The organism is Streptomyces sp. NPDC002817 (assembly GCF_053592055.1).
Map to the genome: position 1 here is coordinate 59,863 of NZ_JBSFUY010000019.1, position 16,434 is coordinate 76,296.

General features: G+C 72.4%; 17 protein-coding genes. 4 read left to right on the top strand and 13 right to left on the bottom strand.

Translation table 11 applies throughout. The features are described 5' to 3' along the window. The first annotated feature begins 165 nt into the window (after window positions 1-165). Window positions 166-765 (top strand): GPP34 family phosphoprotein, encoded by a 600-nt coding sequence (locus ACWD3I_RS30155; protein WP_365403007.1) that lies wholly within the window; start codon window positions 166-168, stop codon window positions 763-765. 20 nt (window positions 766-785) lie between these two features. Here ACWD3I_RS30155 and ACWD3I_RS30160 read toward each other — a convergent pair whose 3' ends face one another. The 7 genes from ACWD3I_RS30160 to ACWD3I_RS30190 all read right to left on the bottom strand — a co-directional run bounded on the left by ACWD3I_RS30160 (window position 786) and on the right by ACWD3I_RS30190 (window position 7,710). Beyond that, entirely contained in the window at window positions 786-1,364 is a 579-nt protein-coding gene (locus ACWD3I_RS30160) for a GAF domain-containing protein (RefSeq protein ID WP_365403010.1), read from the bottom strand. Between the two features lie 61 nt (window positions 1,365-1,425). Further along, on the bottom strand, window positions 1,426-2,025 hold the full coding sequence (locus ACWD3I_RS30165) for a GTP-binding protein (protein ID WP_266885475.1): 600 nt from the start codon (window positions 2,023-2,025) through the stop codon (window positions 1,426-1,428). After that, window positions 2,003-2,374: a DUF742 domain-containing protein gene (locus ACWD3I_RS30170; RefSeq protein ID WP_365403014.1), complete on the bottom strand. Its 372-nt coding sequence runs from the start codon at window positions 2,372-2,374 to the stop codon at window positions 2,003-2,005. The genes ACWD3I_RS30165 and ACWD3I_RS30170 overlap by 23 nt, the downstream gene beginning before the upstream one ends. Before the next feature lie 2 nt (window positions 2,375-2,376). Beyond that, window positions 2,377-2,811, bottom strand: coding sequence for a roadblock/LC7 domain-containing protein (locus ACWD3I_RS30175; protein ID WP_046257445.1), 435 nt, complete (start codon window positions 2,809-2,811; stop codon window positions 2,377-2,379). Between the two features lie 68 nt (window positions 2,812-2,879). Next, entirely contained in the window at window positions 2,880-4,982 is a 2,103-nt protein-coding gene (locus tag ACWD3I_RS30180) for a sensor histidine kinase (protein ID WP_365403017.1), read from the bottom strand. Window positions 4,983-5,563: 581 nt separating this feature from the next. Further along, on the bottom strand, window positions 5,564-6,799 hold the full coding sequence (locus ACWD3I_RS30185) for an MBL fold metallo-hydrolase (RefSeq protein ID WP_365411393.1): 1,236 nt from the start codon (window positions 6,797-6,799) through the stop codon (window positions 5,564-5,566). A gap of 71 nt (window positions 6,800-6,870) precedes the next feature. Further along, on the bottom strand, window positions 6,871-7,710 hold the full coding sequence (locus ACWD3I_RS30190; RefSeq protein ID WP_365411396.1) for an MOSC domain-containing protein: 840 nt from the start codon (window positions 7,708-7,710) through the stop codon (window positions 6,871-6,873). A 154-nt stretch (window positions 7,711-7,864) separates the two neighbouring features. Between ACWD3I_RS30190 and ACWD3I_RS30195 the strand changes: the two genes are divergently transcribed. The 3 genes from ACWD3I_RS30195 to ACWD3I_RS30205 all read left to right on the top strand — a co-directional run bounded on the left by ACWD3I_RS30195 (window position 7,865) and on the right by ACWD3I_RS30205 (window position 10,507). Then, window positions 7,865-9,043, top strand: coding sequence for a Glu/Leu/Phe/Val dehydrogenase dimerization domain-containing protein (locus ACWD3I_RS30195; RefSeq protein WP_365411399.1), 1,179 nt, complete (start codon window positions 7,865-7,867; stop codon window positions 9,041-9,043). A 351-nt stretch (window positions 9,044-9,394) separates the two neighbouring features. Further along, window positions 9,395-10,015: a TetR/AcrR family transcriptional regulator gene (locus ACWD3I_RS30200; protein WP_365411402.1), complete on the top strand. Its 621-nt coding sequence runs from the start codon at window positions 9,395-9,397 to the stop codon at window positions 10,013-10,015. A gap of 78 nt (window positions 10,016-10,093) precedes the next feature. Beyond that, window positions 10,094-10,507, top strand: a complete 414-nt coding sequence (locus ACWD3I_RS30205; RefSeq protein WP_365411405.1) for a hypothetical protein — start codon at window positions 10,094-10,096, stop codon at window positions 10,505-10,507. Window positions 10,508-10,539: 32 nt separating this feature from the next. Here ACWD3I_RS30205 and ACWD3I_RS30210 read toward each other — a convergent pair whose 3' ends face one another. From ACWD3I_RS30210 to ACWD3I_RS30235, 6 genes are all read right to left on the bottom strand, one after another. Next, window positions 10,540-11,295 (bottom strand): SIMPL domain-containing protein, encoded by a 756-nt coding sequence (locus tag ACWD3I_RS30210; RefSeq protein ID WP_365411408.1) that lies wholly within the window; start codon window positions 11,293-11,295, stop codon window positions 10,540-10,542. Between the two features lie 132 nt (window positions 11,296-11,427). Next, window positions 11,428-12,213, bottom strand: a complete 786-nt coding sequence (locus ACWD3I_RS30215; protein ID WP_365411443.1) for an SGNH/GDSL hydrolase family protein — start codon at window positions 12,211-12,213, stop codon at window positions 11,428-11,430. A gap of 144 nt (window positions 12,214-12,357) precedes the next feature. Next, a complete protein-coding gene (locus tag ACWD3I_RS30220) occupies window positions 12,358-13,080 on the bottom strand; it encodes a DUF6250 domain-containing protein (protein WP_365411411.1) in 723 nt (240 codons plus the stop codon). Further along, window positions 13,064-14,854 carry a rhamnogalacturonan lyase family protein gene (locus ACWD3I_RS30225; RefSeq protein WP_365411414.1) on the bottom strand — a complete coding sequence of 597 codons (1,791 nt, stop codon included), beginning with the start codon at window positions 14,852-14,854 and terminating at the stop codon, window positions 13,064-13,066. The genes ACWD3I_RS30220 and ACWD3I_RS30225 overlap by 17 nt, the downstream gene beginning before the upstream one ends. Then, window positions 14,854-15,885: a GDSL-type esterase/lipase family protein gene (locus tag ACWD3I_RS30230; protein ID WP_365411416.1), complete on the bottom strand. Its 1,032-nt coding sequence runs from the start codon at window positions 15,883-15,885 to the stop codon at window positions 14,854-14,856. Before ACWD3I_RS30230 ends, ACWD3I_RS30225 begins: the two co-directional genes overlap by 1 nt. After that, window positions 15,882-16,331 carry an RIFT barrel domain-containing protein gene (locus ACWD3I_RS30235; protein ID WP_365411419.1) on the bottom strand — a complete coding sequence of 150 codons (450 nt, stop codon included), beginning with the start codon at window positions 16,329-16,331 and terminating at the stop codon, window positions 15,882-15,884. The genes ACWD3I_RS30230 and ACWD3I_RS30235 overlap by 4 nt, the downstream gene beginning before the upstream one ends. Window positions 16,332-16,434: the final 103 nt, after the last annotated feature.

Genomic DNA, 16,434 nt, shown 5'->3' on the forward strand with positions numbered 1-16,434 from the left:
TGGGATCGCGTAGCAATCTGCCGTACGGCACCGCCCCGGGTCCATCGAGGTTTTCTTAACCCGCGCCGCAGCTCCGCTTCACGCCTGCCGCTCTCGGCGGGAACACCGGACCCGGGATGCCCGTTGGTATCCGCAGGGACGCACCGCACCGACGGGGAGCCGCACATGAACACCGCACGTGATCTCGCTGTACTCGCTCTGGCCGCGTCGCCCGACGCCCCGGTCGAGCAGGGCGATGTCTCGCTCGCGCTCGCGGGTGCCGAACTGCTGGATCTCCTCGAGGCCGGCGCGCTCGTCGTCGACTCCGACCGCATCGTCCCCGGGACGCCGCCGGAGACCGGAGACCGCCTGCTGGACGAGGCCGCCGCGACGTTCGTACGACAGGAGCCGTACGAGACGGTCGAGAACTGGCTGTGGCGGCGGGGCGACGGGCTGTCCGCGGCCTACTCCGCCGCCCTGGAGTCGGAGGCCCTGACGACTCGGACTCGGGCGCGCCGCGTCCCGGTGCGCACCGTACTGCTCGACTCCCCTGAGCGGACCCGCGCCGAAGAGCGCCGGGCATCGGCCGAGCCCGTCTTCGCCACGCTGGCCGCTGCCGCCGGGCTCCAGGACGAGCAGACGGAAACCCTCGAGGACCTGACCGACGACACGGTCACGGCCGTACTGGCCGCCGTCGGGGACGCGGTGATGGAACTGGAGGGCGTACGCCAGCGACGGGCGATAGAGAACTCCGCGTTCGACAACATCTGGCGGGGCGGGGTCTAGCCCACGGCGCGGCGAGGGCTTCAGAGCGGGAGGCCGTCCGCCTCCATCCGCTCCAGTCTCGCGACGAGTTCCGCCGCCGACGACTTGATGGTCTCCAGGCCGGGCCTCCCCCAGGGCCGCGGCTCCACGTCGACGACACACACCGTGCCGAGGACCATCCCGGTTCCGTCGATGAGGGGTGCGCCCAGATAGGAGCGGATGCCGAACTCGTCGACGACCGGGTTGCCGGCGAACCGCGGGTAGTCGCAGACGTCCTCGAGGACCAGGGCCTTGCGGCGGACGACCACATGCGGGCAGAAGCCGTGGTCGCGCTCCAGATGACGGCCGAGCTCCGGCTTGGTCTCGTCGGCGCGCACCACCACCGGCCGGGCGTCCGGGGTGTGCAGGCCGGCGAAGAACTGCCGCTTCTCGTCGATGAAGTTGACCATCGCGTACGGCGCCCCGGTCAGCTCGGCGAGCCGGTCCGCGAAGGCGTCCAGGGCCGGTTCCGGGCGCTCGCCCAGACCCAGCCCGTGCAGCCGGGCGGCCCGGGCCGGCGCCTCCTTGTCCTCGGGGGTGAGCAGCAGACGACCGGCGGGGCGCACCGGGTCGTAGCTCATCGGCGGGTTCCGTCGCTGTGGGTGTGGGTCATATGCGGCTCCGTGGCGTCGGGTGCGGGGATCACATGTGGGCGCCGTGGCTCGGCGCGGGTGCCGGAGCGTGGGCGATGAGGTGCCGTACGAGGGTCAGCAGGGTCTGGACGCCGGAGCTGGAGATCCGGGCGTCGCAGCGGACGATGGGGATCTCCGGGGCGAGGTCGATGGCGGCGCGGACCTCCTCGGGGTCGTAGCGGTAGGAGCCGTCGAACTCGTTGATCGCGACGATGAAGCCGAGACCGCGTTGTTCGAAGAAGTCGACGGCGGCGAAGCAGTCCTCCAGCCTGCGGGTGTCGGCGAGGATGACCGCGCCGAGCGCGCCCTCGGAGAGTTCGTCCCACATGAACCAGAACCGCTCCTGCCCGGGCGTGCCGAACAGGTACAGCACATGTTCCGGATCGAGGGTGATGCGGCCGAAGTCCATGGCCACGGTCGTCTCGACCTTGTTCTCGACCCCTTCGAGGTTGTCGGTCGCGGCGCTGACCGTGGTGAGCAGTTCCTCGGTGCTGAGCGGCGCGATCTCGCTGACCGCGCCCACGAAGGTCGTCTTGCCTACTCCGAACCCTCCCGCCACCAGGATCTTGAGTGCGGTGGGGAAGGGGTCAGAGCTGTCGTCGTAGTCCATCGAGCACTGCCTCCAGAAGGGCCCGGTCAGTCGGGTTGTGGGTGAACTCGGGGGGCTTGGTGGTGAGCGCCCCGCAGTCGACGAGGTCCGACAGCAGCACCTTGGTGACGACCGCCGGCAGCTTCAGATGGGCGGCGACCTCGGCGACCGAGACGGGCGCACGGCACAGGTCGAGTGCCTGGGTGTGTTCGAGGCCGAGATAGCCGAGGGGGGTGGCTCCGGTGACCATCACCTGCGACAGCAGGTCGAGCGCGATGGAGGGCCTGGTGCGGCCGTTGCTGACCGTGAAGGGGCGCACCAGGCGTCCGGCCGCGTCGTCGAGCCAGGGCCCGTCACCGGCCGCCGCCACGCTCAAGGCCTCATCGCCGTCGGTTCGCCTGCGTGCTGCCGGGGTGCGGTCACCAGATAGGGGCGCACGCTCTTGACCAGCATCGCCATCTCGTAGCCGAGGACGGCGGCGTCGGCCTCGCGCCCTGCGAGCACCGCGAGACAGGTGCCGGAGCCCGCGGTGGTCACGAACAGCAGGGTCGAGTCCAGTTCGACGACCACCTGGCGGACGTCTCCGCCGTCCCCGAAGCGGACTCCCGCGCTGCGGCCGAGGGAGTACAGGCCGGAGGCCAGGGCGGCCATGTGGTCGGCGCTGTCGGTGTCGAGACCGTGGACCGACTTCACGAGGCCGTCGCAGGAGAGGAGTACCGCGCTGGTGGTGTGCGGCACGCGCTGCACGAGGCCGCTCATCAGCCAGTCGAGATCGGATACATGGCCGGTCGGCGCTTCGCTCGCCATGGTGGATCGACTCCTTGAGGTACGAAGGTCTGCGGGAGCGCTGGGGGGTGGGGTGGAAACGGGGGTGGTCATCCGGCTGTTGCGCTCCCGTCGTGCCGGGTGGGGGTGTGGTCGGGGCGGGCCGCGGACCCGCCGTCGTGCGCGCCGCGCACCTCGGCTATCCGGCCCGGGTCCATGGCGGGGACGTCCTGGGGCGACGCTTCCCGGTGGGGGGTGTCCGGGTGCGTGAGGTCCAGGGGCGCCGGGGCGGGGTGCGGTACAGCGAGGTACGTCGACCCCGTCCGGTCCGTGTCGAAGCGCACGGCCTCCATGTGCGGGGCCTCCAGGTGGCCCGCGTCCGGGTGGGGCGCCCCCAGGTGCTCGGCCTCCAGGTGCTGCTGCGCCTCGGCGAGGCCGATGCCGCGCTGGAAGGCCGCCATGAGACCCGGGTCGTGACCGGCGAGGTGGTCCGTCTCGGGACGCGGTGCCGCCGGGCCGTCGCGCAGCTGGGGTGCGATGTGTTCCTGGGCGCGGCGGCGGGGCAGTTGGGGCTTGCCCATGGTGCCGCGCACGGTGCCGGTGCGCGGGGCGGGGGGCGCGGCGGTGCGGTCGGCGACGCGGTGCCGGTCGTCGGGGCGGATGCCGGGGACGGCCTCCGCCGGGTTGGGCCGCTCCCGGTGGTTGCCGCGCACCGGCAGCGGTACCGCGGCGCCGGTGTCGGGCGCCGGGGCGGCGGCGCGCGGGGCGTCCGGCTGCCGGCGGGGCGCGAAGGGCACGACGCGCTGCGGCCCGGTGTCGGCGCCGACACCGGCTCCGGCTCCGGCTCCGGCTCCGGCTCCGGCGTACGGATACTGCTGCGGCGGTACGGAGATCCCCGTCCTGTCCGTCGCGCTCTGCGGCGGCACGGGCGGACCCGGCACGCCCGGGCCGGTGTCCGGCGCTCCGGTCCCGCCCGGTGACCGCGGCATGGCGCCCGGGGCGTCCGGGTCCCCGCCCAACAGCCCCTGCGGTACGACGAGTACGGCCTGTACGCCCCCGTAGATGTTGGTCTGGAGCCGCACGTTGATGCCGTGCCGCCGGGCGAGCTGCGAGACCACGAACAGGCCGATGCGGCCGTCCGCCAGCAGGCTGCCCACGTTGACCTGGTCGGGGTCGGCGAGCAGGGCGTTCATCTTGTTCTGCTCGCCGACGGGCATGCCGAGCCCGCGGTCCTCGACCTCGACGGCGAGCCCGGAGGTGACGAGGTTGGCCCGCAACAGGACCTGGGTGTGCGGCGCGGAGAACACCGTCGCGTTCTCGACCAGTTCGGCGAGCAGGTGGATGACGTCGGCGACGGCGTGTCCGCGCAGGGTTCCGTCGATGGGCGGCACGAGCTTGACCCGGGAGTACTGCTCGACCTCGGCGATGGCGGAGCGCAGCACCTCGGTCATGGAGACGGGGTGGCTCCACTGCCGGCGGGAGACGGCGCCGCCGAGCACGGCGAGGTTCTCGGCGTGCCGCCGGATGCGGGTGGCGAGGTGGTCGACGTGGAAGAGGCCCTTGAGCAGGTCGGGGTCCTCGATCTCGTTCTCCAGCTCGTCGAGGATGGAGATCTCGCGGTGCACCAGTGACTGGAGGCGTCGGGCGAGGTTGAGGAACACCTCGAGTTTCTGCTCGCTGCCCGCCTGGCTGGAGAGTTGGGCCGCGTGGACCACCGCGGTGACGGCGCCGTCGTGGGCGCGGGCCAGATCGGCGGCGAGCAGTTCGAAGTCGTCGGCGTCCTCGGGGGGACCGCCGCGCGGTTTGCGCTGGGGCGGTCCGTCGCCGCGGCGCAGCGCCTCGACGAGGCCCCGCAGATCGGCCTCGCCGCGCGCGCTCGTGCGGCGCAGGGCACCGATGCGGTCGCTGACCGCCTTGGCGGCGCGGTCGGCGGCCACGGCGGCGATGAGGATGCCCGCGAGGGCGACGGAGAAGGCGCCGGCGAGCACGCCCCACAGCGTGAGACCGGGCTGTGCGCCGGTGGAACGGACCGTGAAGAGGACGGCTGCCGAGCCGCTGAGGGCGACCGCGATGGGCGGCAGCACGGCGAGCCGCAGCAGCTGTGGCCGTATGTGCGTCTCGGGCAGCGCGGGTGCGGGCCGGGCGGCCGGCCTTCCGTGCCGGCCTCCTTCGCGGCGGTCTGCGCGTGTCGCCGGTGCGCGGAGCTGAGCCATCGGTGTCCTCGTGCTGGTGGTCCGTCGAGCCTGGTCGCCGGGCGGGCTCGGATGCCCGCGGGCGGGTTCCCGTGGCCCGGTGCGCGCTCCCGCCGGTTCCCTGGTGCGCTCGCCGCGGGTTGAGCGCACTCCGACGCGGTCGTCGGTCACCGGCTTCCCCCGGTGCCCGGTTGCGGTCGAGCTGGGGGGATCCCCATCGCGTCGACTCCCTCCTCCGCCTCGCGGCTGCACGTACCAGACCCCGCTCCCTGATCCGGTCTGATTCCCATGGCGCCCCCGGCGGGGTGTGCGCCATCGCGGCGTCGGTCGAGAGGGCCGAAAAAAGCGGCCCTGCGTCGCCCGACGGACACTCACAGTAGTCGGCAAGGCATCATGTGCGGTGGGCAGTTGACAAACTCGTACGGAGAGCGTCCCGCTCTGGTATGAGGCTTCGTACGACAGCCCGATAAGCCGCTCGGGCGTCCGTTCCGGATCGAGCGGACTTCGATCGAACCTGGTCAGAAGCGGTCAGGAGCAAACGGCGAGGGCCGGAGAGCGTGTCGCTCTCCGGCCCTCGCCGTCAGCCGCTGTTCGGCCCGGGATCAGCCCGCGGGCACGGTTTCGGGCTCTCCGGTGCCCTCGGTCGCGGCACCGGGAATGTCACGGGCCGTGTCGGTCGCCGGGCCCGCCTCGGTGCCCACGCCGTCCGCGGGCCACCCACCCTCCGGCGCCGACGCGACACCTCGCCACCACGGATCGCCCGGCACGGTCTCGGCGGTGGGCTCGAAGGGCTCGCCCGGCCGGGGCACGGCGACCCGGGCCCCTTGCCTGCGGGCGGCCGCGAGCGTGCCCTCCCCCGGGTCCGCCCACGCGTGCGTGGCCAGGTTGAAGGTCGCCCAGTGGATCGGCAGCATCGGTCCGGCCGACGGTCCGCCCTGGAGGTCGAGGTGGGCGCGCATGCCCTCCTCGGGTGTCATGTGGATGTCGGGCCAGAAGTCGCTGTACGCGCCGATCTGGATCATCGTGGCGTCGAACGGGCCGTGCTCGGCGCCGATGTCCTTGAAGCCCTCGAAGTAGCCGGTGTCGCCGCTGTGGAAGACCCGGTGCTCCTCGCCGGCGACGACCCAGGAGGCCCAGAGGGTGTGCTGGGTGTTGCGCAGACCGCGGCCGCAGAAATGGCGGGCCGGGGTCGCGGTCAGGGTGAGGCCGCCGACCTTGGTCGCCTCGTGCCAGTCCAGCTCGCGCAGCCGGTCGGCGGAGACTCCCCAGTGCTCCAGGTGGGCGCCGACGCCGAGCGGCACCGCGAAGAGGGTGTCGGTGCCGGCCAGTGCCTTGATGGAGGGCATGTCCAGGTGGTCGTAGTGGTCGTGCGAGATGACGACCACGTCGACCGGGCCGAGCGCGGCCAGCGGCAGGGGCACCGGGTGGAGGCGCTTGGGCCCTGCGAAGGGGAACGGGGAGCAGCGCTCGCCCCACACCGGGTCGAAGAGCACCCGCTGCCCGTCGATCTCCGCGAGCACGCTGGAGTGCCCCATCCAGGTCAGCCGCAGTCCGGTGGCCGGCGGCCGGGCGATGTCGGCGAGGGTGGTGGGGTGCACGGGGATCCGGCCGCCGGGGGCGCGGCGGGGCCGCTCGTCCTTGTCGAAGAAGGTCTTCGCGAACTCCACCGTCGAGCCGGAGGGCCGGGTGCGGGCGAAGCCGCCCGGGTTCTGGAAGACCCCGTCCTTGAAGTGCGGGGATCTACGGATGCGCGCGAGGCGCTCACCGCTCGGGTCCACGCCGAAGGCCGCGGGCTGCAGCGCGCGGAGCCCGGAGCTCAGGGAACGGAAACCGGACACGGTACCTCCAGGTGGAGTCGGTGAGGCACTCCATTATGGTCGGCCTCTCCGACAAACCAGGATCGCCCTGGTCACGGCCGCGTGAACGCCACCTCGGAAGCGCCCCACGCCGTGACGTCCACCTCGTCGCCGACCGCCATCTTGCCCTGCCGCAGCACGGAGAACTTCACGCCGAACACGGTGCCGACGGCTCCGCGGCGGTAGCCGGCCAGGGTGCGGACGGGTTCCGGGCCGCCCTTGGCGCCGCGCTCCTGGTCGACCAGGGTGACGGCACAGCGGACGGCGAGCTTCGCGTAGGCGAGCTCGGTGTCGCCGATCAGCATGCGGTGGGCGCGGTCCTCGGTGTGCGGGGTGTCCCAGCCGCCGATCACGATGTTGGGGCGGAAGCGGTTCATCGACAGGGGTTCCCCGCCACGCTCGGCGATCTTCTCGTTGAGCAGGTCGAGGCTGGAGCGCGACAGCACGTGCAGCGCGCCGCTGTCCGCCCAGCCCGCGGTGCCCGGCGTTCTGCCGTCGGTCACCCGGTCGTGCTCCGGCGGTACCCGGACGAGCCTGCTCGGGACGCCGAGCACGTCGGTGAGCCACCGCGCCACGGAGTCGCCCTGGTCGATGCCACGGAACGGCTTCCCGAACAGCTCGACGGGCCGGCGCGCTCCGGTGGTGTCGACGTCGACGGCCACCTCGCCATGGTCCGGCGCGCGCAGCGTGAGCCGCTCGCCCGCGGCGTCGATGCCGGGCAGGATCAGCGCGAGCCGCGGGTCGCGCCGCTGTGTCCGGAACACCCCTTCGTCGCTCACGACCATGAAGGCGCGGTCGTGGGCGAGCCCGGCCGGCGTCACCATCGCCTCGCTCGCCGAGATCCCGGCGCATCCCTTGACCGGGTAGTACGACAACTCGACGACGTTCGCCACGTCCCCGCCCCCATCCGACCGACCAGTACGTTCCCAAAGGGAACCTAACAGCCCGCACTCCGGACCCGTCAACCGGTTTCCCCTCGCGTTGACAGCGCCCCGACCGTCTCCCGATACTGACTCACCATTCAGTAATCGACCAGGAGAAGCCCTCATGACCACCCCCCTGCTGTCGCTCACCTGGACCGACCACGTCACCGGCCGCCAGGGCTTCCTGGTCGTCGACCGGCTGGTGCGCGGCGTGTCCAGCGGCGGGCTGCGCATGCGCGAGGGCTGCACCCTGGACGAGGTCACCGGACTGGCCCGCGGCATGACGATGAAGGAAGCGCTGCACTACGACCCCGAGGGCCGCTACATCCCCCTGGGCGGCGCGAAGGGCGGCATCGACTGCGATCCCCGGGAGCCGGACTCGTACGGGATCCTCGTGCGTTTCCTGCGCGCGATGCGCCCGTACGTCGAGAGTCTCTGGACCACCGGCGAAGACCTGGGCCTCACCCAGGACCTCGTGGACCGGGCGGCGAGCGAGGCGGGGCTCGTCTCCTCGATCCAGGCCGTGTACCCGCTGCTCGACGACGAGACGGCGGCCCGGCGGCGGCTCGCCCAGGCGTTCGCGGTCGAGGTGGACGGCATCGGGCTCGACGAACTGGCGGGCGGCTGCGGGGTCGCCGAGTCGGTGCTCGCGGCCCTGGACCGGGCCGGGGTGCCGTACGTGGGGACGCGGGTCGCGGTGCAGGGGCTCGGCACGATGGGCGGAGCCACGGCCCGGTTCCTCGCGCGCGCGGGACTCGACGTCGTGGCCGTCGCCGACATCAAGGGCACGATCGCCAACCCCGCCGGCCTCGACGTCGAGGCGCTGCTCGCCGCGCGGGACACCTACGGCACCGTGGACCGTGCCGTACTGCGCCCCGGCGACCGTGAACTGCCGGGCGACGCCTGGCTGTCCGCCGAAGCGGAGGTGCTGGTGCCCGCGGCGGTGTCGTACGCGATCGACGCCTCGAACCAGGGGCGGATCACCGCCCGCTGGATCGTCGAGGCCGCGAACATGCCCGTCCTGCCCGCGGCGGAGGCGCTGCTGGCCGCGCGGGGCGTCACCGTGCTGCCCGACGTGGTCGTGAACTCCGGGACGAACGCCTGGTGGTGGTGGACCCTGTTCGGCGACATCGGCGCCGACGCGGAGGAGGCGTTCGCGCACACCCGCCGCGCCATGCGGGCTCTCGTCGAGCTGATGCTGGCCCGCGCGGAGGCCGACGGGACGTCACCGCGCGCCGCCGCACACGCGATCGTCGCGGACCGGCTGCCGGTGATCGCGGAACGGTTCGGGTGGTACCGGTGACGGTTGCCTCCGGCGGTGCGGCGGTTCGGCGGGGTGAGTCCCAAGAAGCCTCCGGTAGCCCGGCCCTGCCGCCGAGAGGGGCCCGTCGCGGTTCGGCCGACGCCAGGGCAGCTGCCCTCGGCGGTTCGGTCGGGCCGGTGACGGCGTCTTCGGCGCATCGGCCGATGGCCGGGGTCGGCGTCTTCGGGCCCATCGGCGTGCGGCCGTGACGGCCCTTTCGGACCATCGGCGTGCGGTGGCGCCGGCCACGGCGGCGCCCCGGCCGGCGTCGGTGGCAGCCACGCTGTTCCGGCCGTTCCGATGGCCACGGCCCCACGGCGGTCCGAGGATCTGCCTCGATAGGGTGGCCGCGTGGCGAGAGTGCGGTTGAGCGTGGCCGAGCGGCGCGAGGAGTTGCTGCGGGCCGCCGTCGAGCAGATCGAGGCGCGGGGCGTGGCGGCGGTCAGGATCGCCGACGTGGCCTCGGCGCTCGGGGTCAGCAACGCGCTGGTGCTGTACCACTTCTCGACGAAGGAGAAGCTGGTCGCCGCCGCGTTCCGGCACGCCGCGGAGGACGACCTCGCACAGTTGCGCAAGCTGCTGGGCCGCCGCACGACCGCGCTGCGCCGGCTGCGTTCGGCCGTGCGCTGGTACGCCCCGACCGGCCAGGCCAAGGGCTGGCGGCTGTGGATCGAGGGCTGGGCGGCGGCGCTGCGCGAGCCCGCTCTGCAGGAGGTCACCCGGGATCTCGACAGACGGTGGAAGGCGGCGATCGCCGAGGTCGTCAGGGAGGGCATGACCGCGGGCGAGTTCCACTGCCCCGACCCGGACGGCACGGCCCTGCGCCTCACCGCCCTGCTCGACGGTCTCGCCGTGCAGCTGACGTCCTACCCGGGAGCCGTGCCCCGGTCCCGCGCGCAGGAATGGGTGGACGAGGCCCTGGCTCGGGAACTCGGCCTGGGAGCCGGGACGTTGAGCGCACAGGAGCGCTGAGGGGCCGCACCGGCCCTGCCCATGGAGCGGCGCTCCGCAGAGCCGGATCCGACCTCGTCCACAGAGAGGGCCCCGCCCGTGGTCTTACCGACTGCCTCACCTCCCCTGCCCGGCACGACGAAGGTGCTGTCCGTCGGACTGCACCCGCGGGTGCTCGACTACAGCCGGATGCCCGAAGGTGTCGACGAGGTGGCCTTCACCGCCCGGATCGAGGCGGCGCACACGGCGCTGCGCGAGGCGGGGTTCGATGTGGTCCCCTGTCTGATCGACACCGATCCGGACCGCTCCGAGGCGGCCGTCCGGGAGCAGTTGCGAGCGGATGCGTACGGCTTGGCCATGATCGGAGGCGGCGTACGGCTGATGCCGGAGAACACCGTACTGTTCGAACGGCTGGTCAACGTGCTCACCGAGGAGGCGCCCGGGATCCGGTTGTGCTTCAACTCGTCGCCGGAGTCCACGGTCGAGGCGCTGCGGCGGTGGATCCGGGCGTAGCCGTCCCGGGCCGGTCCGCACGCGGGCGTTCCTCAGTCCAGTTCGTACACCGCCGTGACCGAGGCCGTCGCCCTGATCTCCCCCGGTGCGAGCGGTACCGCGCCGATGCCCGCGCCCGGCGCGTCCCCGGAGACCGGTGGCATCGGGAGGACGTACCCGGTGCCGCCCTCGCTGAGCGAGACGAGGCGGCCGAGGCGGTGGCCGCCGAGCTCGGCGTACTGCGCGGCCTTGGCGTGGGCGTCCCGGTACGCGGCCTTGCGGGCGCGGGCCTGGAGCGGGCGGCGGTCGTCGAGGTCGAAGACGACGGAGTCGACGCGGCCGGCGTCGCCCGTGGCCTCGGTGACGGCAGTGATCAGGGCGCCGGTGGCCGCCACCTTGCGCACCTTGATCGAGAAGGACTGCGCGGCCCGGTAGCCCGTCAGCGTCGACGCCCCGTCCTTGTAGTCGTGGACGGGGCTGAGGGAGACGTTCTCGGTACGGATGTCCCGGTCGGCGATCCCCTGGGCACGCACCGCCTTCAGCAGTGCGGCGGCGGCCTCGTTCTGCGCGTTCAGCGCGGCCCGGGTGGTCTTGGCGGTGGCCTCCACCCCGGCGCCGACCACGGCGATGTCGGGCTTTCCGACGGCGCTGCCCTCGCCGGTCACGGTGACGGTGGCGGGCGCCGACGTGACGTGCGCAGCGGGAACGGCACCGCCCGCGGCGGCGGCCCCGGGTGCGGCGACGGCGGGCAGGCCGAGGGCCAGGAGGGTGACGGCGATCGCCGTGACGGTCGTACGGGGAACGGGCATGCGCGTCCGGTCCTTCCGGGAGTCGGGTGACGGTGCGCCGTCATCCCAACACCGGCCCCAGGACCGGACCGCGCACCACTCCCGCGCGGTCACCTCACTGGTCGAGCCTCCACGACACGGCCCCTACGGCCGTCACGCCACCGAGGCGATCCGCATCTTGATGTCGTCCGGCGACAGCGCGCCCTTGGCCGTCACATGGTCGCCCGAGGACTCGCCGCGCAACCGCCGCCCGATCCATGGCACCAGGTACTCGCGCGCCCAGTGCACGTCGTCGCGCCGCACGTCGAGCGTGCCGCGCGGCGGCAGCGGAGGCCACGGCTGGTCGGGGTCGGCCGGGACCTCCAGGCCGAGCACCTGACCGGCGCGCAGCGCCACGCGCGTGTGCCCGTCGGCGGAGAGATGGAGCCGGTCGCCGTCCCAGGCCCTGCGGTCCTGGATGGTCTTCAGGGACCACAGGTCGAGGACGGGACAGCCGTGGCGGTCGGCGACCGCCCGCACATGTCCGTTGTACGTGGCGATCTTGCCGCGCAGGTGCTTGAGCACGGGCACGCCACGGGTGTCGAAGCCGGTCGTCACGATCACGGTGCCGCACGTCTCGGTGAGCCGGGCGATCGCCCGCTCGAAGCGCTCGGCGACCTCGTCGGGGTCGGTTCCTGGTCGGAGGATGTCGTTGCCGCCGGCGCAGAAGGAGACCAGATCCGGGCCGATGTCCACGGCCTTGGGCAGCTGGTCCTCCACGATCTGGTCGAGCAGCTTGCCGCGGACGGCGAGGTTGGCGTACGTGAAGGCGCCCTCGGGCCGCCGGTCCGCGAGAAGTACCGCGAACCGGTCGGCCCAGCCGACGAACGCCCCGTCGGGGCCGGGGTCGCCGACGCCCTCGGTGAAGCTGTCCCCCACCGCAACGTACGACCCGATCACTCTTCTGCTGTCACTCTTCGAATCGTCTGCCACACCCGGCATGATTCACCTTCGAATGTGACCTACGCGACCGTAAGGAGGGGTTGACGGGCGGTGAGATAAGCCACTCCTAAAGTGTTGGCCAAGCCCGGAATACCTCTCCGATCAGCGATGTTGAGGGCTCAGCCGCCACACTCGGAAGTCGTTCAGACGGAAGTGGCTCCACGTCGTCCGGAAGGCGAAGTGCCCACTCGTGTAGGGCTCGGGGTCGGTGTGGTCGAAGACGAGCCGCCCGTTGTTCCACCACCGCTGGGTGGAGCCGTCGGAGACGATCCGGACCCGGTGGGGCTCGTTCGCCACGAGCAGCGGCTCCGTGTAGTCGTAGATCAGCGGACGGACGCCGGCCTCACCGACGTAGCGCCGCAGCCGGGTCGTGGTGTTGGTGTTGGCGCCGTAGCCGACGTAGTACGTCCGGAGGTAGTCGTACTCGGCCAGCGCCCCGCCCCGCTGGGTGGCGAAGAGGTCCTCGGGGGAACGGGCGTCGACCGCGTTCCAGAAGTTGTTGAGGTCGGAGACCCGGTCGTTGACGCCGCCCTCGGACACGGGCGTGGCCGTGTACTCGATGACGTAGGGGCCCTCGAGCCGCTTCTTGAACCAGATCGTCGCGCCGGCCGGTACGTCGACCTCCAGGGTGCCCCGGGAGGCGGTGACGGTACCGCCCTTCTCCAGCTCCACGGCCCACCGGCCGAGGCCGTGGCGGAAGTCGTCGTGGGCGATGAGGCGACCGCGCCGGTGCGAGGAGTGAGCACTGGCGGTCGTGGCCGGGGCGAGGGCGGCCAGGGCGGCGCCCGCCGCCAGGGTTCCGAAGGCTCTACGCGTGGTCGTCACTTCGGACGGCTCCTTCCGGGAGGGTGATCGAGGGCTTCGGCACACGACGGGTCTCGGTGCCGAGGTAGTAGTCGGTGTACGTCGACTGCAGATAGCCGCGCACGGTCCAGCCGAGGCGGTACTCGGCGTTCTGCGCGAGCGTGTAGATACGTGTCCTCGTCGGCTCGGTGGTGGTGTAGAGCCGCAGCGCGGTGTGGTCGGCGGTCTCGGCGAGGATCTCCTCGCGCCAGTCGCCCAGGATGTCGCCGTAGAACGGGGTGGCGTTGCGGGCGCCGGAGACGACGCCGGACGGCTCGAAGATCTTCGAGGTGGTCTCGGTCGCCGGGTCCCACTTCTCCACGTACGTGAGGTCGAGGTTCTCCGAGGCCTTGTCGCCGTCCCACCAGATGCGGAAGTTGACGCTGGGCGTGGTCGTGGAGACCTTCCCGTCCTGGACGTTGCGGACGCCGGCGCCGGGGGCGGTGACGTCGGCGGTGGATGTCCAGTACTCGTAGCCCGGGTGGTCCGGGTCGATGTCGCCGGTGCTGCCGCGGCCGACGTCGATGTCCGTGTCGTCGACCCAGTCCGCCGGGTGCTCTCCGGTGACCAGTCGCTCACCGGTGTCGGCGTCGTAGTAGTACCAGGGGAAGTTCGGGATCACTCCCAATTCGGCCTGCTGGATGGCGAAGCCCTCCAGACCGGGGCGGTCGGGATCGAGGTCGGCGATGTGGAAGCGGTCGCCGTGCCCGGCGCCGTCGACGACGTAGCGGAGCGTGCCGTCGCTGTTGACGACGTAGTTGCCGTCGGCGATCTCGTCCTTGCCGTCGAGGTCGACGTCGACGGTGCGGATCTGGTGGAAGCTGGTCGCGCCACCGGCGGACGGGACAACGTACTTCCAACGCTGCGTCAGGTCGGTGCCGTCGAAGTCCCACGTCTGGAAGAGGATCCGGAAGGCGCCGCGCTTGGCACCGACCCTGGTGACCAACTTCGTGACCAGGCTGGGGTGTTCGCCGTCGAGGTAGGCGATGCCGAAGTGGCCGCCGGAGGGTCCGTCGGCGACGAGGTCGGTGGGGACGGGCCGGCGGGTGCGCTCGGTGCCGGTCAGGCCGTCGATGACGGAGACGAACTGGTCGGCGGGCGAGGCAGCGGCGACCTTGGAGCCGTCCGCGAAGGTGGTGCCGTCGGCCGTGTGCACCAGCACCTCGGCCTTGCCGTCACCGTCCAGGTCGAACACCGTGACGTTGTCGTCGTTGCGGTAGCCGCCGATCGCCGTGGAGCCGCTGATCGCCGCGGGCGCCGGGTCGTTGGCGCCGTTCCCGCCGACCTGTGTGTACGAGCCGGGCCCTTGGTCGACGCGCCACAGCCGCTCGCCGGTCAGCGTGTACGCCTCCAGCAGGTCGGGCTTGTCGCGGGTGCCGGAGAGCCGGCTGACGACGATCTCGTACCGCCCGTCGCCGTCGAGGTCGCCGGGCCAGGCGTGCTGCACGGTGTAGCCGTCGGCGGTCGCGAGCGGGATCTCGGCGTAACCCTGCGCGACCGGCGTGCGGTTCAGCCGCCGTCCGTTCTTGTACACGTTGAAGGCGATGGCGTTGCCGTGGCGCGCGTACTCGGTGCCGAGCAGCCGCCAACTGAGGAACGTGCCCGCTCCGGAGGGTACGGCGACCAGTCCGCGGTCGAGGTTCTCGACGACCCGGTGCGGGGCGTCCTCGGCGTGTCCGGCGGGTGCGGAGAACAACCCGGCCAGCAGGGCCGCCGAGGCGACGGCGACGGTTCTTCGGCGGTGGGGGCGGTGCACTAGCGCTCCTTTGCGAGAAGGGCGATCAGTCGGTCGGCCACCTTGCGATGGCCCTGGGAGCTCGGGTGGACGGTCCCGTTGAAGTCCCCGTCCGTCAGGGCGAGCCAGTCGGTCGTGTCGACGAACTCGATCCGGGTGTCGGTGAGTTCGGCGACGACGGCGGCGATGTCCTCGGCGTGCGCGCCGTTGAACGGCCGCAGCGCGAGGATGCGCGCACGCGGTGCCGCGGCCCGCAGCGTGTCGAGGTAGGCGCGATAGGCGGCGCGGAACTCGTCCGGGCCCCACGCGGTGTCGTTGGTACCCTGGTTCACCACGATCACGTCGGCCTTGCGGTCCGAATCCGCCCTGGACCCGGCGTAGTTCCAGCCGTAGGCGTCCGATGCCGTCGGCACTCCCCCGTTACCGGTCTGGATCACGCCCTGGCGCCCGAAGCCGACCTGGGTCAGCGAGGCGTGCAGGGCGTCGGCGACCAGCGTGGGATAGGCGGCCGTACCGTCGGCGCAGTCGGAGGTGTTCACGTCGCACAGGGCCATGACGCCCTGGGTGACGGAGTCGCCGTAGAACGCCAACTGCGTTGCGTGGTGGCCCTTTTGGCCCAGCAGCCGGCCCCGTACACCGGTGAGCACGACACCGGTCTCCAGCGGCGGTGTCCACCGCTCGGCCCGCGAGAAGACGTCCTTCACGGACAGCTCGACGGTGTGCGGCCCCCGTCCGGCCGCTCGGATCTCCAGGTCGTTCCGGTCGACGGCGTACAACTGCTTCGGGCCGCTGTCGACCGATACGTAGATCTGCGCGGGCACGGTGGCCGACGAGACGTCGAAGAGGGCGTGGACGCTGTCACCGGTGAAGCGGAAGCGCAGCCGCGCACCGGAGTTGACGGTGGTCGCCGCCTCGGCGGTGCGACCCCAGTGACCCTCGTAGACCAGGCGCCGGTCGTCGGGGCGTACGACATCGCCGGCGGCCGCCACCGGCTGCACCGCTCCCATGACCAGCCCCGCGGCCACCGCCGCGATCAAGCAGCTACGTCTCATGACGGGATCTCCTCGGTGGCGCGCAGGACGGCCGGTGTCTTGACGGTGACCGGGTTCCGGCCGTTGGACGGGAAGTAGCTGTCACCGCCGGTGCAGAACGCGTTCCACGCGCACCTTCCGCTCGGGGCCGCCGGGCTGCCCGCCGCGAGCCGGTACGCGGAGGCCTTCGGGGCGCCCGGCGCGATCGCGTGCGCGGTCCACTTCACCGAGCCGTCGGGCCAGTGGCCGGTGACCCGGCTCCGGACGGGGACGTCGTCGCCGGCGGCGGCGGTCGTCAGCCCGAACCTCTGCTGCGGCCGGTACGCCCCGCGGGCCCACGGCACGCCCCAGGTGGTACCGGCGTGGGCGTCGGGCGTCGCGCCCTCCGGCCAGTGGAGTTCGGCGTCGTCCGCGTCGGCCGCGGCTGCGGCGCCCTTGATGACGGTGCGTCGGTCGACGCCGGGCACGGGGACCTCCGGATGATGCGGATAGAAAGCGCTTGCATCGCTACGGAGATCACTGTGTCCCCACCTTCCCCTCGCTGTCGACGCTTTGGACAGCCGTGCCACA

Excerpts from the sequence above, each read along its gene's own strand:
- ACWD3I_RS30155 (WP_365403007.1), top strand. The coding sequence starts at position 166 with ATGAACACCGCACGTGATCTCGCTGTACTCGCTCTGGCCGCGTCGCCC.
- ACWD3I_RS30160 (WP_365403010.1), bottom strand. The coding sequence starts at position 1,364 with ATGAGCTACGACCCGGTGCGCCCCGCCGGTCGTCTGCTGCTCACCCCC.
- ACWD3I_RS30165 (WP_266885475.1), bottom strand. The coding sequence starts at position 2,025 with ATGGACTACGACGACAGCTCTGACCCCTTCCCCACCGCACTCAAGATC.
- ACWD3I_RS30175 (WP_046257445.1), bottom strand. The coding sequence starts at position 2,811 with ATGGCGAGCGAAGCGCCGACCGGCCATGTATCCGATCTCGACTGGCTG.
- ACWD3I_RS30180 (WP_365403017.1), bottom strand. The coding sequence starts at position 4,982 with ATGGCTCAGCTCCGCGCACCGGCGACACGCGCAGACCGCCGCGAAGGA.
- ACWD3I_RS30195 (WP_365411399.1), top strand. The coding sequence starts at position 7,865 with ATGACCACCCCCCTGCTGTCGCTCACCTGGACCGACCACGTCACCGGC.
- ACWD3I_RS30210 (WP_365411408.1), bottom strand. The coding sequence starts at position 11,295 with ATGCCCGTTCCCCGTACGACCGTCACGGCGATCGCCGTCACCCTCCTG.
- ACWD3I_RS30230 (WP_365411416.1), bottom strand. The coding sequence starts at position 15,885 with ATGAGACGTAGCTGCTTGATCGCGGCGGTGGCCGCGGGGCTGGTCATG.